Origin of the sequence: Pseudomonas fuscovaginae SE-1, assembly GCF_000364705.1 — a bacterium.
GTDB lineage: Bacteria > Pseudomonadota > Gammaproteobacteria > Pseudomonadales > Pseudomonadaceae > Aquipseudomonas > Aquipseudomonas fuscovaginae_A.
This window is the reverse complement of the sequence record NZ_AQOH01000351.1, coordinates 1-15,301: the sequence shown is the minus strand read 5'-3', so window position 1 is coordinate 15,301 and position 15,301 is coordinate 1. Positions and strand designations below refer to the sequence as shown.

Below are 15,301 nucleotides of genomic sequence, written 5' to 3'. Positions count from 1 at the left end.
AGGGGCCGCGATGGGGTTTCAAAGGTTTTCATACAGAACCTAAGTCACCTAGGTTTGAAAGGCAGCTTCGGAAAAGCTGCTTTTCCCCTACGATGCCATGGAGTGTCATTTATGCGTACAGGCGTTATTCCTTCCCTGCTGTTAACCCTTCTGCTCGGCGCCAGCGGTACCGTCAGCGCCGCGCCGACGGTTCAGCAGCAGACCCCGGTGCCCAGCCAGGCCGCTTCCGCGGCCAAGGCCGGCAAGATCAACCTCAACACCGCCGATGCCGAAACCATCCAGCGTGAGCTGGCCGGTATCGGCGAAGCCAAGGCCAAGGCCATCGTTGCCCATCGGGAGGCGAACGGGCCGTTCTCTTCGGTGGATGAACTGCTTGAGGTGAAGGGGATCGGCAAGGCGATTCTCGACAGGAATCGCGACCAACTGGATATCAACTGACGCCGCCTGGAGGCCGGTCCGAGGACCGGTCTCCTGTCCTGATGGAAAGAGCTTGCGGACTTACTCGACCTGATCCTTAAGGTGCGCCTTGGTCACTTCCAGGATCTTCTTCGCCAGTTCCGGATCCTCGGCACTACGTGACATCACCAGCGCGCCCACCAGGGTCGCCAGCATGACGATGCTTTGCTCTTCTGCGTCCGGCCCTGAACCCAGCGCCGTCTCCACCTGCTTGAGGCGCGATTCGATCACCGTGTCGGTCGTCGGGCTGGGTTCGCCACGCTGGCCCAGCTCCGAGCACATGGTCGGGATGGGGCAACCGTGTTCGGGGGTGGTCAGGTGCCACTCTGAGAGGTAGCTGTCGATGAACGACTGCAGGGGCTTGTCCTGGCTGAACAGCATGTCGCAATGCACATCCAGTTCGGCGGCCGCTTCCTGCAAGGCCTTTTCGACCAGCTCATCCTTTGACTTGAAGTGCGCGTAGAAGCCGCCATGGGTGAGCCCCAGGGCTTTCATCAGCGGCTGCAGACCGGTGGCACCGATGCCGTCGCGGCGAAAACGGGCTGCCGCTTCCTTGATGATGCGCTCGTGGGTCTGGGCCTTGTGGTCTTGCGAGTAACGCATGGCGGAGCCTCCAAATCTGCAGTCAATGATAACTGCGACTTGGAGGTGAATTGCCATAGTTTTTTGTTGAAGTGTTCAATATTGTTCAGGCGCCGCTGTCAGCGGTCCCGCGCGTCCTTGGCATCCGCCTCGGCATTGCGTTCCTGGACGCGTCGGCGCTGCTCGTCCGTCAATTCCACCTTGTTGGCGGTGTCACGCAGCATCATCAGGCCACCAACGATGGAGCCGACCGCGACCACGATGATCAACCAGGCATACCAGGGCATAGGGTTCTCCTCGATGGGCCGCTCCCTCACGAACGGTTCGTATGGCATGGCGGCCCTTGCCACTTTGAGTGAAGCGATTTCTCAGTGGTTCAATTGTAAACCCGTTATGCCCCGATGATGCTCACAGCCCGGTCAGCATCCCATCCGCCGGCGCGGCGGCGCGCAGTTGCCCGGTGAGCAGGAAGTAGACGAAGCCGGCGCCCATGAACCCGACGAAGATCAGGCCGATCAGGGCGTTGAACCAGGCCATGGCCACCAGGCAGATCACCGCCAGGCACAACGCGATGGCGGGCACGACAGGGTAGCCCGGTGCGCGAAAGCTGCGTTCCAGCAATGGCTCGGTCCGGCGCAGGCGGAACAGGCTGAGCATGCTCATGATGTACATGACGATGGCGCCGAACACCGCCATGGTGATCATCGCCGCGGTCAGGGTCAGCCCACCCAGGTTGATCAGGCCGTCGCTGTAGATGGCGGCGATGCCGACCAGGCCGCCGGCGATGATGGCACGGTGCGGGGTCTGGAAGCGCGACAGTTTCGCCAGCGACGCCGGCAGGTAGCCGGCGCGGGCCAAGGCGAAGAACTGCCGCGAGTACCCGAGAATGATCCCATGGAAGCTCGCCACCAGGCCGAACAGGCCGATCCAGACCAGCATGTGCAGCCAGCCGGAGCTGTCGCCGACCACGGCTTTCATGGCCTGGGGCAACGGGTCGTTGATGTTCGACAGGGTGCGCCAGTCGCCGACGCCGCCAGCGAAGAACATCACGCCCAGGGCCAGCAGCACCAGGGTCAGGATGCCGCTGATGTAGGCCTTGGGAATGGTCCGTTTTGGATCCTTGGCTTCCTCGGCGGCCATGGCCGCACCTTCGATCGCCAGGAAGAACCAGATGGCGAAGGGAATGGCCGCGAAGATCCCGGCAATCGCCGGGGCGCCGAAGCTGTCCGCGCCGGCCCAGCCGTTCAGGGCGAAATGGCTGAAGCTGAAGGCCGGGGCGACCACGCCCATGAACACCAGCAGCTCGGCCACCGCGAGGATGCAGACCACCAGTTCGAAGGTGGCGGCCAGCTTCACTCCGAGGATGTTCAGGCCCATGAACACGATATAGGCGCCGACGGCGGCGTGCCTGGGGTCGAGTGCCGGGAATTGCACGTTCAGGTAGGCGCCGATGGCCAGGGCGATGGCGGGCGGGGCGAAGACGAACTCGATCAGGGTCGCCAGGCCGGCGATCAGCCCGCCTTTTTCGCCAAATGCCCGCCTGCTGTAGGCGAACGGCCCGCCGGCATGGGGAATCGCGGTGGTCAGCTCGGTGAAACTGAAGATGAAGCAGGTATACATCGCGGCTACCATCAGCGACGTCACCAGGAATCCGAGCGTGCCGGCCACGCCCCAGCCATAGCTCCAGCCGAAGTATTCGCCGGAAATCACCAGGCCTACCGCGATGCCCCATAGATGCAACGTGCCTAGCGTGGGCTTGAGTCGAGTGTTCATGTGTTTCTCCCTGAACCGTTTGGATACCGCTCGGATCAGGCGAGTGCAGCGGACGTGCCAGCGCGGTGGAGCATGTCGTAAAGCCGAAAAGGCTGTCGTATCGAGGATATTTCGCCGAGGTTGCCCCGAATTTCGACTTTAATTGGTGCAAGTGCGTGCATTTATGGCGCGTACCCGGCACATTTGCCGATCACCGGGTCCCGATCGTCGCCGGGTTCCGCTACAATGCGCGCCGATTTCGACTTGCCTGAGAGCCCTCCATGTCCGCCTGCCAGACTCCCATCATCGTCGCTCTGGATTACCCCACCCGTGACGCCGCCCTGAAACTGGCCGATCAGTTGGACCCGAAACTGTGCCGGGTCAAGGTCGGCAAGGAGCTGTTCACCAGTTGCGCCTCGGAGATCGTCGGCACCCTGCGTGACAAGGGTTTCGAAGTGTTCCTGGACCTCAAGTTCCACGACATCCCCAACACCACCGCCATGGCGGTCAAGGCGGCGGCGGAGATGGGCGTGTGGATGGTCAACGTGCACTGCTCCGGTGGCCTGCGCATGATGGCGGCCTGCCGTGAGGTACTCGAGCAGCGCAGCGGGCCCAAGCCGTTGCTGATCGGTGTGACCGTGCTGACCAGCATGGAGCGTGAGGACCTGGCCGGTATCGGCCTGGATATCGAGCCACAGGAGCAGGTGCTGCGCCTGGCCGCGTTGGCAGAAAAGGCCGGGATGGATGGCCTGGTGTGTTCGGCTCTGGAAGCCACCGCACTCAAGAGTGCACACCCTGGCCTGCAACTGGTGACGCCGGGAATTCGCCCGGCGGGCAGTGCGCTGGATGACCAGCGTCGTATCCTGACACCGCGTGAGGCGCTGGATGCCGGTTCCGATTACCTGGTGATCGGCCGGCCGATCAGCAAGGCAGCCGATCCTGCACAGGCGCTGGCTGCAGTGGTCGCCGAGCTGGCCTGATCGACACAGCCCAGCGTTTTTGTAGGAGCCGGCGATCCGACTTGCCCGCGAACGGTGCCAAAAGCTTCGCGGGCAAGCCCGTCTCCTACAGGCTAGGTGCTCTGCACCCTGGCGGGCAGGCTCAGGACACCTTCAGCACCAGCTTGCCGAAGTTCTCCCCGCTGAACAGCTTCGCCAGCGTTTCGGGGAAGGTTTCCAGCCCCTCGACGATATCCTCTTTGCTCTTGAGTTGTCCCTTGGCCATCCATCCCGCCATTTCCTGCCCGGCGGCGGCGAACTGCGCGGCGTAGTCCATCACCACGAAGCCCTCCATGCGTGCGCGGTTGACCAGCAGTGCCAGGTAGTTGGCCGGGCCCTTGACCGCTTCCTTGTTGTTGTACTGGCTGATCGCGCCGCAAATCACCACACGGGCCTTGAGGTTCAGGCGCGTCAGCACGGCATCGAGGATGTCGCCGCCGACGTTGTCGAAATATACATCGACGCCCTTGGGGCATTCGCGTTTCAGCCCGGCGCCGACGTCCTCGCTCTTGTAGTCGATGGTGCCGTCAAAGCCCAGTTCGTCGACCAGGAAGCGGCACTTCTCGGCCCCTCCGGCAATCCCGACCACCCGGCAGCCCTTGAGCTTGGCGATCTGCCCGGCAATGCTGCCCACCGCTCCGGCGGCACCGGAGATCACCACGGTTTCACCGGCTTTCGGCGCACCGACCTCCAGCAGCGCGAAGTAGGCGGTCATGCCGGTCATGCCCAGTGCTGACAGGTAGCGCGGTAGCGGCGCCAGTTTCGGATCGACCTTGTAGAAACCGCGCGGCTCGCCGAGGAAATAGTCCTGCACGCCCAAGGCACCGTTGACGTAGTCGCCGACCGCGAAGCCCGGGTGGTTCGAGGCGATCACCTGGCCGACGCCCAGCGCCCGCATCACTTCGCCCAGGCCCACCGGCGGGATGTAGGACTTGCCCTCGTTCATCCAGCCGCGCATGGCCGGGTCCAGGGACAGGTATTCGTTCCTGACCAGGATCTGGTTGGCCCCCGGTTCGCCCACGGGCACTTCCTGGTAGGTAAAGGTGTCACGGGTCGCGGCACCGACCGGACGTTTGGCCAGCAGGAATTGGCGATTGTTCTGGGTGGTCATGGCAGGTACTCGATGAGATCAATGAAGCCTTGTAGATAGACCCTGATCGCCGCCAGGGCAAGTCTTGCCGGTCGGGCGAATAGGGGACGATCCACTTGGTTGATGGTGGTCTGCGGACCGTTATCACCATAACTTATCACCCTGGTGCATGAGGCGATAACCGGCCTTCTGATAGTGCTGCCCCGTGATGCCGGCCTCTGGCTAGACTCAGCCCGAACGATCACTCACGCACTCTGCGAGGACAAGAACCATGAGCATGACGTTTTCCGGCCAGGTGGCCCTGGTGACTGGCGGCGCTGCCGGAATCGGCCGGGCGACCGCCCAGGCTTTCGCGGCCGAAGGGCTGAAGGTGGTGGTATCCGACCTGGATGCGGCGGGCGGCGAAGGCACCGTCGAGTCGATTCGGGCTGCGGGCGGCGAGGCGACTTTCCTACGTTGCGACGTCACCCGGGAAGCCGAGGTTCGCAAGCTGATGGAGCAGGCGGTCGCTACCTACGGCCGGGTCGACTATGCCTTCAACAATGCCGGGATCGAGATCGAGAAGGGCAAGCTCGCCGATGGTACCCTGGACGAGTTCGACGCGATCATGGGCGTCAACGTCAAGGGCGTCTGGCTGTGCATGAAGTACCAGTTGCCGCTGATGCAGGCCCAGGGCGGTGGCGCCATCGTCAATACGGCGTCGGTGGCCGGCCTGGGCGCGGCGCCGAAGATGAGCATCTATGCCGCCTCCAAGCACGCGGTGATCGGCCTGACCAAGTCGGCGGCGATCGAATATGCCAAGCGCGGTATCCGGGTCAACGCCGTGTGCCCGGCGGTGATCGACACCGACATGTTCCGCCGGGCCTACGAGGCCGACCCGAAGAAAGCCGAGTTCGCCGCGGCCATGCATCCGGTGGGGCGGATCGGCAAGGTCGAGGAGATCGCCAGCGCCGTGCTCTACCTGTGCAGCGACGGCGCGGCCTTCACCACCGGCCACTCCCTGGCGGTGGATGGAGGTGCGACGGCCATTTGACCGGCTGCATCGTTCGTCGATGGTTGTAGTTCCAGAGTAAAAATAACCCGCACATGCGGGTTTTTTTATGTCCGGCGAGGTTGCGGGTGCTGTCGGAGCATTCTTTCCTTCATGCAGGTGAGATGCTGCAGACCGCGATTTACGTGGTGTGTGGCGATCTATGGAGAGGCTTTTTGTGCAAGCGGAGGTGATGGCTTTGTATGGTTAACTGTTTGACGGGAAATAACCGTGCGTTGGAGCGTCACATACAATGGATCTGGAAATTGATCGGCAGGCCCTGGTGCCTGTCGTGCAGCAAATCGTCAACGCCATCGTCGAATGGATCCGCCGGAGCAGGGCCTGTCCGGGCACCCGCCTGCCATCGGTGCGACAGTTGGCCAAGGAAAATTCCCTCAGCCAGGCCAATGTCAGCGAGGCCTACGAACGCCTGGTGACCCAGGGGGTACTGGCGTCACGCAACGGTTCGGTGTTCATCGTTGCGGAAACGCTTGGCACGTCCCGGGCTTCCAGCGAGCCGGAATGGTACGAGGGGCTGGAGACCAAGTGGGGGAGCTTCAGCGAGCATCCGCTGGGCGAGTTGAAACTCGGCTGCGGCTGGATTCCTCAGGGCTGGCGCGAGAGTGACGATATCGGCTATGCCGTGCGTGAGGTCAGTCGTACGCAGATGCAGGGCCTGTTCCACTACAGTACGCCGCTGGGGCTGCCTGCCTTGCGCCAGCAACTGCACAAGCGGCTGACCCAGAAGGGCATCCATTCGGTGGATGGCGAGGTGCTGACCACCCTGGGGGTCACCCAGGGTCTCGACCTGCTGGTGCGCACGCTGCTCAAGCCGGGTGATTGCGTGATGGTTGAAACGCCGGGCTACGGCAACCTCTACCGGCTCCTGGCGCTGCAGGGCATCGAGCTGCTGGAAGTGCCACGCACCCGGTCGGGGCCCGATATCGACGCATTGCGCGCACTGCTGCGCACGCACCGGCCCAAGTGCCTGTTCATCAACAGCCTTTGCCATAACCCCACGGGCAGCAGCCTGACCCTGCCGGTGGCCACGCAATTGTTGCAACTGGCGCAGGCGGAGGACTTCCTGATCGTCGAGGACGCTGTCTGCAGCGACCTGCAGGCGGGGCCGGGGGTGCAACTGGCGGCCCTGGATTCCGGGCAACGGGTGATCTACCTCGGCGGCTTCTCGAAGACCCTGAGCAGTTCCTTGAAGGTCGGCTTCATCCGCGCCCATTCCGGGCTCATCCAGCGTCTGGTCGAAGTGAAGATGATCACCAGCCTGGGCGCTTCGCGGTTTACCGAATGCGTGGTTGCCACGCTGCTGGCCAATGGCGCCTACCGCAAGCTGGTCCAGCGCCTGCGCCAGCGCCTGGGCACGGAGATGGCCGCGACCCTGGACATGCTCGAGGAAAGCGGCTGGGAAGTGTTCAGCGAGCCCTCCGCCGGCATGTTCGTCTGGGCCCGCAGCCGGCGCTACAATCCGGCGCAGGTCCAGGCCGGTGCCCGTCAGCTCGGGGTGCTGCTGGCCCAGGATTCGGCTTTCACGCCGCGGGCGACTTCCGCCGGTTGGCTGCGGATCAACGTGGCCTATGCGATGGATGCCCGGGCGCGAAAATTCTTCCGTTTGCTGGGTGATGCCGGATCGACCTCGACGATTCTGAAAACGACGCAGATGTAGCTTTTGGCCATTATTCCGGCGCCAGAGGCTTGTATTTCACTGGTCGTGGTTGCGAATCTGCACGAATATTGAATGGCTTGCGCCTTCAGCATTCGACCGGAGATTACGCCCCATGATTTCTGCCGTGCAAGGACATTTCGCCAACCTCGGTATGGCGAAGAAGATGGGTATCGGTTTTACCCTCGTATTGCTGCTGACCGGGGTAGTGGCGGCAATCGGTGTCTGGTCCTTGCAGGCTGTCAGCCTGCGCTTCGACGGGCTCAAGCAGATGTCCGCGCTCAACAGCAGCCTGCTCAATGTGCGTTTGCTCGAGCAGGACTATGCCCTGCACTCGAACCCCAAGACGGTGGATGCCCTGCGTGAGGGCCTGGATGGCCTGGTGGCACAGTCCCAGGCACTCAAGGCGCAGTCCGCCGCCAACGTCGCGGTCATGGGCGATGTCGAGCAGGCCCTGGCGGCCTATCGCAAGGCGTTCGACGAGTTCGTCGGGCTGACCCAGGCCAAGGACCTCGCATTGGAAATGGCCAGTTGGTCGGTCTCCAGCGTGGCCAATAACCTGGATGTGCTGCAGGCCGGGCTGGCCGATGATGGCAGTTACACCCTCAAGCAGTCCCAGGGGCAGGATGGCAATGAATTTCTTGAACAGGCCAACCAGGTCAGCCATGTCTCGCAACTGATGCTGCAGGCGATGAACGAGGCCCGGGTGCGTCTCGACCAGAGCCGCAAGGGCGATGAGGACAACCAGAACCAGGGCAGGATCGAGCAGGCGGAGCAGGCCCTGGCCGGTGTCGAGCAACTCAAGAGTGCGGTCAAGGATGCCGGCTACCAGACGGTGCTCAACGAGGTTGGTGGCCATATCGCCAGTTTCAACGACAAGCTCACCGAATACACCGACCTGCTGGAGCAGGAAAAGAAGGTCTACCAGCAACTGCATGAGCGCGCGACCCATGTGGTCGAACGGGTCAACCAGGCCTATGCCGCCGAAGACCAGTCGATGCAGGCCGAGCTGAAGAAGAACTCGCTGTTGATCATCGCGTCCTCGGCGCTGGCCTTGCTGGTCGGTCTGGTGGCCGCGCTGGTGATCACCCGCCTGATCGTCGCGCCGTTGCGCAGCGTGATCCGGGTGGCCCGGCAGATCGCCGCCGGTGACCTGAGTGCGACGATCGAGGTGCGGCGCCGTGACGAGATCGGTCAGCTGATGCAGGCGATGCAACAGATGGCGGCCGGCCTGAGTGGTATCGTCAGTGGCCTGCAGACCGGGATCGAGCAGTTGGCGAACTCGGCGCATTCGCTGTCGGCGGTCACCGAGCAGACCAATCTGGAAGTCAGTACCCAGAAGGAGGAGACCGAACAGGTGGCGACGGCGATGAACCAGATGACCGCCACTGTCCACGATGTCGCGCGCAACGCCGAGGAAGCGGCCCTGGCCGCGCAGACCGCCGACGACAAGGTCGAAAGCGGCCAGCAGGTGGTGCGCCAGAGCATGCAGCGCATCGAGCAACTGGCGGACTCGGCCAACTCGGCCAGCGCGAGCATCGAAAGCCTCAGCGCGGAAATCCAGAACATCGGCACCGTGCTCGGCGTGATCAAGAGCGTTGCCGAGCAGACCAACCTGCTGGCGCTCAACGCTGCCATCGAGGCCGCCCGCGCCGGTGAACAGGGGCGGGGGTTTGCCGTGGTGGCGGATGAGGTGCGGGCCCTGGCCAAGCGTACGCAGCAGTCCACCGAGGAAATCGAGCGGCTGGTCAGTGCCTTGCGTGCGGCGGCGCAGTCATCGGTGGAGCAGATCCGCAGCAGTGGCGATCTGGTCAAACTGGCGGTCAGCGATGCGTTGCAGACCGAGAGCGCGCTGGGCAGCATCGCCTCGGCGGTGTCATTGATCCAGCAGATGAACCAGCAGATCGCCGCGGCCGCCGAACAGCAGAGCTCGGTGGCCGAAGAGATCAATCGCAGCGTGACCAGCATTCGCGCCAGTGCCGATCAGTCGGCGGTGGCGATGCAGGGCAATGCGGCGTCCAGCATCGAGCTGGCGCAGTTGGGGATGGAACTGAAGGGGATGGTCGGGCACTTCCGCACTTAGTAGGAGTTGTCTGCAATTTTTGTAGGAACGGGGCTTGCCCGCGAAGCTTTTAGCGGCCTCAAGGACCCCTTCGCGGGCAAGCCCTGCTCCTACAGGTGTGGTGTCGAGGGCGGACCGGCGTGCCCTTGCTGTCAGGCCTTGCGCCAGTTGAGGATCAGCAGCGTCAGCACGCCGGCGACGATGCCCCAGAAGGCCGAGCCCACCGAGAACAGGGTGAGGCCCGAGGCGGTGACCATGAAGGTGATCAGCGCCGCCTCGCGTTCTTTCGGCTCGTTCATGGCGATGCTCAGGCCGTTGATGATCGAACCGAACAGTGCCAGGGCGGCAATCGACAGCACCAGTTCCTTGGGCAGCGCGGCGAACAGCGCCGCCAGGGTGGCCCCGAAGATGCCGGCGATGCCGTAGAAGATGCCGCACCAGACCGCCGCGGTGTAGCGCTTGCTCTTGTCCTCATGGGCGTGTGGACCGGTGCAGATCGCCGCGCTGATGGCGGCCAGGTTGATGCCGTGGGAGCCGAACGGCGCCAGCAGCAGCGAGGCGATGCCGGTCACGCTGATCAGCGGCGAGGCGGGCACATCGTAGCCGTCGGCGCGCAGCACGGCGATGCCGGGCATGTTCTGCGAGGTCATGGCCACCACGAACAGCGGGATGCCGATGCTGATGGTCGCCGCCAGCGAGAACGAGGGCGTGGTCCATACCGGCGTTGCCACTTCCAGCTGGAAACCGCTGAAGTCGAGCAGGCCCAGCAGCCCGGACAGGGCGGTACCGACCAGCAGGGCGGCGAGCACCGCGTAGCGTGGCGACAGGCGCTTGGCCAGCAGGTAGGTGAAGAACATGCCCAGGACCAGCCCGGTGCGGTGTTGGGCGGCAACGAAGATTTCGCTGCCGATCTTGAACAGGATGCCCGCCAGCAGCGCCGCGGCCAGTGAGGAGGGCAGGCGCTTGACCAGGCGTTCGAAGCTGCCGGTCAGGCCGCAGATCGTGACCAGCACGGCACAGGTGACATAGGCGCCGATCGCTTCGCCATAGGTGACGCCCGCCAGGCTGGTGATCAGCAGGGCCGCACCGGGTGTCGACCAGGCGACGGTGACCGGCGTGCGGTAGCGCAAGGACAGCCCGATGCTGCAGGCCGCCATGCCGATCGACAGGGCCCAGATCCACGAGGAAATCTGCCCGGCGCTCAGGCCGGCGGCCTGGCCGGCCTGGAACATCAGCACCAGCGAGCTGGTGTAGCCGGTCATCATCGCGATGAAGCCGGCGACCACCGCGGAGGGCGAAGTGTCGGCCAGCGGGCGCAATCGCGCGTGAGTGAGATCGGTCATGGGGCTTTCCTTGTACGGATAAAACGGGGCGTTGATGGCACTTGCAGCCTAAACGCAAAGGTAACGGTTTATTGCAGTACAGCCGTGACCGCAAACAGCCGTACAGTCGTGTTGGTGCTTCAGGTTGTGTACAATATGCCATGATTTTACGCGATACTTGTCAGCGATCCATTGTGGCGAATGACAGCCCACTGCCCGTTTCCGACTCGAGTGCCCATGAACGAACAGTTGCAGCCCCTCAAGAAACAACCGCGAGCAGGCAAGGCCGGCCGCAGCGTGACCCAGGACGATATCGTCTATGCGCATATCTTCGAGGCGATCCTCGAACAGCGCCTGGCGCCCGGCACCAAACTGAGCGAAGAGGCGCTGGGGGAGATTTTCGGGGTCAGCCGGACCATCATTCGTCGTGCCCTGTCGCGCCTGGCCCATGAAGGCGTGGTGCTGCTGCGGCCCAACCGCGGCGCGGTGGTGGCCAGCCCGAGCGTCGAGGAGGCCCGCCAGGTGTTCTTCGCCCGGCGCATGGTGGAAAAGGCGATTACCGAACTGGCGGTGCAGCATGCGACGGCCGAGCAGTTGGCCGAGTTGCGGCAGATGGTTCGCGAAGAGCGCGAGAGCTTTTCCCGTGGCGATCGAGGGGCGGGCATTCGCTTGTCCGGCGAGTTCCACCTGAAGCTGGCGGAGGCGGCGATGAATGCTCCGCTGATCAGCTTCCAGCGCAGCCTGGTGTCGCAGACTTCGCTGATCATTGCCCAGTATGAAAGCGGCAACCGTTCGCATTGTTCCTATGACGAGCACACGCAACTGATCGATGCCATCGAGGCCCGGGATGCGGCGCAGGCGGTGGAGCTGATGATGCACCACATGGACCATATCGACAGCAAGCTCAATCTCGACGACGAGAGTGCCTCGGATGATCTGCATGCGGTGTTTTCGCATCTGCTGCAGACCAAGCGGTCGCCAGCCAAACTCTGATTTTCAATTTGACGCGATTGCGTATCTTGTAGGAGCGTGGCTTGCCCGCGAAGCTTTTGGCGGCCTCAAGGGCCTCTTCGGGGGCAAGCCCGGCTCCTGCAGGAGGGGAGTGAAGGCCCTGCCGGCGATCAGCGCTGGTGCACCAGTCTTCCCGCCGCATAGGTCTGCAGCACCGTGCGGTCATCTCCCAGGGTCATCAATACGAACAGCTTCTCGGCGATGTCGCGAGCCTGTTGCAGGCGGTAGCTCAGCAGCGGCGTGGCGTGGTAGTCGAGCATCAGGAAGTCGGCATCGCTGCCTGGCCGCAGGTCGCCGATCCGTTCTTCCAGGCGCAGTGCCCGGGCGCCGCCGAGGGTCGCCAGGTACAGCGACTTGAACGGGCTCAACCGCGCGCCCTGCAACTGCATCACCTTGTACGCTTCGTTCAGCGTGTGCAGGATCGAGAAGCTGGTGCCGGCGCCGACATCGGTACCGATCCCGACATTGAGCTTGTGCTTCTCGGCCATCGGCAGGTTGAACAGGCCGCTGCCGAGGAAGAAGTTCGACGTCGGGCAGAACGCCACCGCCGAGCCGGTCTCGGCCAGCCGCGCGCATTCCTCGTCGCACAGGTGCACGCCGTGGGCGAACACCGAGCGCTCGCCCAGCAGTTGGTAATGGTCATACACGTCCAGGTAGCCCTTGCGCTCCGGGAACAGCTCCTTGACCCATTCGATTTCCCGCAGGTTCTCGCTGATGTGGGTCTGCATGTACAGGTCCGGGTACTCGGCGAGCAACTGGCCGGCGAGCGTCAACTGCTCCGGGGTCGAGGTCGGTGCGAAGCGCGGGGTCACCGCGTAGTGCAGGCGGCCCTTGCCGTGCCAGCGCTCGATCAGCGCCTTGCTTTGCGTGTAGCTCGATTCGGCGCTGTCGGTCAGGTAGTGCGGCGCATTGCGGTCCATCATCACCTTGCCGGCGATCATCCGCAGGTCGAGTTTATGCGCGGCCTCGAAGAACGCCTCGACCGACTGTGGATGCACGCTGGCGAACACCAGCGCGGTGGTGGTGCCGTTGCGCAGCAGCTCCTTGATGAAGATATCGGCGACCTCGGCGGCATGGGCCGGGTCGGCGAACTGACTTTCGCAGGGAAAGGTGTAGGTGTTCAGCCAGTCGAGCAGTTGCTCGCCATAGGCGCCGACCATGCCGGTCTGGGGCAGGTGGATGTGGGTATCGATGAAGCCCGGTGTGATCAGCGCGTCGGGGTAGTGGACGACTTCGGTGTCGGCGGCCAGTGTCGGCAGCAGGTTGCGGGCGTGGCCGATGGCGCCGATCCGGCCGTTCTCGACCAGCAGCACGCCGTCCTCGAAATACTCGTAGGAGGCGTCGATGCCAACTTCGGCCGGATCGGCGAGGCTGTGCAGGATGGCGGCTCGGTAGGCTTTGCGGGTGGCAGGCATGGGCTTTCTCAGTTCGTGGCTTGACTGCGGCGCGAGGCCGGCAGCAGTTTGGCAATGGGTTCGGCGCTGGCGCTGTGCTGGCCGAAATTCGCGTTGTAGGTGGCGATGATTTCGCCGGCGATGGAGATGGCGATTTCCGCCGGCAGCTTGCCCTTGACCTCGGTCAGTCCCATTGGACAACGCATGCGTTGCAGCACCGCGCTGTCGAAGCCGCGTTCACGCAGGCGGTGTTCGAACTTGACCCGCTTGGTCTTCGAGCCGATCAGGCCGAAATAGGCGAAGTCGTTGCGCTTGAGCAGGGCGGCGGTGAGTTCGAGGTCGAGCGGGTGGTTGTGGGTCATGATCACGCAGTAGCAGCCGACGGGCAGGTGGTCGATTTCTTCCAGCGGCTCGTCACTGACGATCCTGCGCACGCCCTCGGGAATCAGCGTGGGGAACTCCTGCTCGCGCGAATCGATCCAGCGCACCCGACAGGGCAGGCTGGCGAGCAAGGGTACCAGGGCACGGCCGACATGGCCCGCGCCGAACACGGCGATCTCCGCCTGGGGCTGGCCCATTGGCTCGAACAGCAGCACCGTGGCGCCGCCGCAGCACTGGCCAAGGCTGGCGCCCAGGCTGAAGCGCTCCAGGCGGGTGCCCTGCTGGCCGCTGGCGAGCATGTCCCGGGCGATCCGCGTGGCCTTGTATTCCAGATGGCCGCCGCCGATGGTGTCGAAGGTGGCGGTGGCGCTGATGACCATCTTCGAACCGGCGTTGCGTGGGGTCGAGCCCTGTTCTTCGATAATCGTCACCAGCACGCAGGGTAACCCCTGGTTCTGCAGGTCGGCGAGGGCGCTGAGCCAATAGTTCATGAAGGTCTCCCGATCACTCGTCCCTGGCCTTGCGCATCTGCTCGCAGCCCCACAGCACCCGCTCCGGTGTCGCCGGTGCATCGATCTTCGGTTGCAGCCGGTAGTCGGCGATGCTCGCCACCGCATCCTTCAGCGCACACCATACGGCGATCCCGAGCATGAACGGTGGCTCACCCACGGCCTTGGAATGGAACACCGTATCCTCCGGATTCTTGCGGTTCTCCACCAGCTTGACCCGCAGGTCGATCGGCACGTCGGCCACCGCCGGGATCTTGTAACTGGCTGGGCCGTTGGTCATCAGCTTGCCCTTGGCGTTCCACACCAGTTCCTCCATGGTCAGCCAACCCATGCCCTGGACGAAGCCGCCTTCGACCTGGCCGATATCGATGGCGGGGTTCAGCGAGGCGCCGACGTCGTGCAGGATGTCGGTGCGCAGCACCTTGTACTCGCCGGTCAGGGTGTCGACGATCACCTCGGCACAGGCCGCGCCATAGGCGTAGTAGTAGAACGGCCGGCCACGGGCCTGGCTGCGGTCGTAGTAGATCTTCGGGGTCTTGTAGAAACCGGTGCTGGACAGCGACACCTGGGCGAAATAGGCCTGCTGGACCAGCGCCTCGAAGGTCAGGATCTGGTCGCGGACCCGCACATGGCCGCTGCGGAACTCGACGTCCTCTTCGCTGACCTTGTACTGCCGCGCGGCAAACTCCACCAGCCGCTGCTTGATGGTCTCGGCGGCATTCTGTGCCGCCTTGCCGTTCAGGTCGGCGCCGCTTGAGGCGGCAGTGGGCGAGGTGTTCGGCACCTTGTCGGTGTTGGTCGCGGTGATCTGTACCCGGTCGATTTCCACCTGGAACACCTCGGCCACCACCTGCGCGACCTTGGTGTTCAGGCCCTGGCCCATCTCGGTACCACCATGGTTCAGGTGGATGCTGCCGTCGGTGTAGACGTGCACCAGCGCACCGGCCTGGTTGAGGAAACTGGCGGTGAAGGAGATACCGAACTTCACCGGGGTCAGCGCCAGGCCCTTTTTCAGGATCGGGCTGTGGGCGTTGTAGCG

At 63.8% G+C, this 15,301-nt stretch carries 14 protein-coding genes and 1 pseudogene; 7 read left to right on the top strand and 8 right to left on the bottom strand.

What is annotated here, in order from left to right; genetic code table 11:
* The first annotated feature begins 111 nt into the window (after positions 1–111).
* Positions 112–438 carry a ComEA family DNA-binding protein gene (locus K675_RS0127875; RefSeq protein WP_017906750.1) on the top strand — a complete coding sequence of 109 codons (327 nt, stop codon included), beginning with the start codon at positions 112–114 and terminating at the stop codon, positions 436–438.
* Between the two features lie 60 nt (positions 439–498).
* On the opposite strand, the gene K675_RS0127870 is transcribed toward K675_RS0127875, so the two are convergent.
* From K675_RS0127870 to eat, 3 genes are all read right to left on the bottom strand, one after another.
* Positions 499–1,059 (bottom strand): TetR/AcrR family transcriptional regulator, encoded by a 561-nt coding sequence (locus tag K675_RS0127870; RefSeq protein ID WP_017906749.1) that lies wholly within the window; start codon positions 1,057–1,059, stop codon positions 499–501.
* 98 nt (positions 1,060–1,157) lie between these two features.
* On the bottom strand, positions 1,158–1,325 hold the full coding sequence (locus tag K675_RS32660; protein WP_017906748.1) for a DUF2897 family protein: 168 nt from the start codon (positions 1,323–1,325) through the stop codon (positions 1,158–1,160).
* Between the two features lie 121 nt (positions 1,326–1,446).
* The gene (gene eat / locus K675_RS0127860; RefSeq protein ID WP_026145594.1) at positions 1,447–2,811 is read right to left on the bottom strand and encodes an ethanolamine permease; all 1,365 of its coding nucleotides are present in this window, start codon (positions 2,809–2,811) and stop codon (positions 1,447–1,449) included.
* A gap of 260 nt (positions 2,812–3,071) precedes the next feature.
* On the opposite strand from eat, the gene pyrF reads away from it, so the two are divergent.
* Positions 3,072–3,770, top strand: coding sequence for an orotidine-5'-phosphate decarboxylase (pyrF, locus tag K675_RS0127855; protein WP_017906746.1), 699 nt, complete (start codon positions 3,072–3,074; stop codon positions 3,768–3,770).
* Positions 3,771–3,891: 121 nt separating this feature from the next.
* Here pyrF and K675_RS0127850 read toward each other — a convergent pair whose 3' ends face one another.
* Positions 3,892–4,899 carry an NADP-dependent oxidoreductase gene (locus K675_RS0127850; protein WP_017906745.1) on the bottom strand — a complete coding sequence of 336 codons (1,008 nt, stop codon included), beginning with the start codon at positions 4,897–4,899 and terminating at the stop codon, positions 3,892–3,894.
* A gap of 250 nt (positions 4,900–5,149) precedes the next feature.
* On the opposite strand from K675_RS0127850, the gene K675_RS0127845 reads away from it, so the two are divergent.
* The 4 genes and pseudogenes from K675_RS0127845 (at position 5,150) to K675_RS34300 (ending at position 9,666) form a co-directional block, all read left to right on the top strand.
* Complete coding sequence (locus K675_RS0127845) at positions 5,150–5,911, top strand: SDR family oxidoreductase (protein WP_026145593.1); 762 nt, start codon at positions 5,150–5,152, stop codon at positions 5,909–5,911.
* A 250-nt stretch (positions 5,912–6,161) separates the two neighbouring features.
* A complete protein-coding gene (locus K675_RS0127840; protein WP_017906743.1) occupies positions 6,162–7,586 on the top strand; it encodes a PLP-dependent aminotransferase family protein in 1,425 nt (474 codons plus the stop codon).
* 112 nt (positions 7,587–7,698) lie between these two features.
* Positions 7,699–8,757 (top strand): annotated as a pseudogene (locus K675_RS34305) (methyl-accepting chemotaxis protein); the annotation flags it as partial.
* Between the two features lie 27 nt (positions 8,758–8,784).
* On the top strand, positions 8,785–9,666 hold the full coding sequence (locus tag K675_RS34300) for a methyl-accepting chemotaxis protein (RefSeq protein ID WP_420066351.1): 882 nt from the start codon (positions 8,785–8,787) through the stop codon (positions 9,664–9,666).
* A gap of 131 nt (positions 9,667–9,797) precedes the next feature.
* On the opposite strand, the gene K675_RS0127830 is transcribed toward K675_RS34300, so the two are convergent.
* On the bottom strand, positions 9,798–10,988 hold the full coding sequence (locus tag K675_RS0127830) for a benzoate/H(+) symporter BenE family transporter (RefSeq protein ID WP_017906741.1): 1,191 nt from the start codon (positions 10,986–10,988) through the stop codon (positions 9,798–9,800).
* Positions 10,989–11,204: 216 nt separating this feature from the next.
* Between K675_RS0127830 and K675_RS0127825 the strand changes: the two genes are divergently transcribed.
* A complete protein-coding gene (locus tag K675_RS0127825) occupies positions 11,205–11,960 on the top strand; it encodes a GntR family transcriptional regulator (protein WP_017906740.1) in 756 nt (251 codons plus the stop codon).
* A gap of 128 nt (positions 11,961–12,088) precedes the next feature.
* Here K675_RS0127825 and guaD read toward each other — a convergent pair whose 3' ends face one another.
* The 3 genes from guaD to K675_RS0127810 all read right to left on the bottom strand — a co-directional run.
* The gene (gene guaD, locus K675_RS0127820) at positions 12,089–13,393 is read right to left on the bottom strand and encodes a guanine deaminase (protein WP_017906739.1); all 1,305 of its coding nucleotides are present in this window, start codon (positions 13,391–13,393) and stop codon (positions 12,089–12,091) included.
* Between the two features lie 8 nt (positions 13,394–13,401).
* A complete protein-coding gene (gene xdhC / locus K675_RS0127815) occupies positions 13,402–14,244 on the bottom strand; it encodes a xanthine dehydrogenase accessory protein XdhC (RefSeq protein ID WP_017906738.1) in 843 nt (280 codons plus the stop codon).
* Positions 14,245–14,257: 13 nt separating this feature from the next.
* A partial coding sequence (locus K675_RS0127810; RefSeq protein ID WP_017906737.1) for a molybdopterin cofactor-binding domain-containing protein occupies positions 14,258–15,301 on the bottom strand: 1,044 nt, incomplete at its 5' end.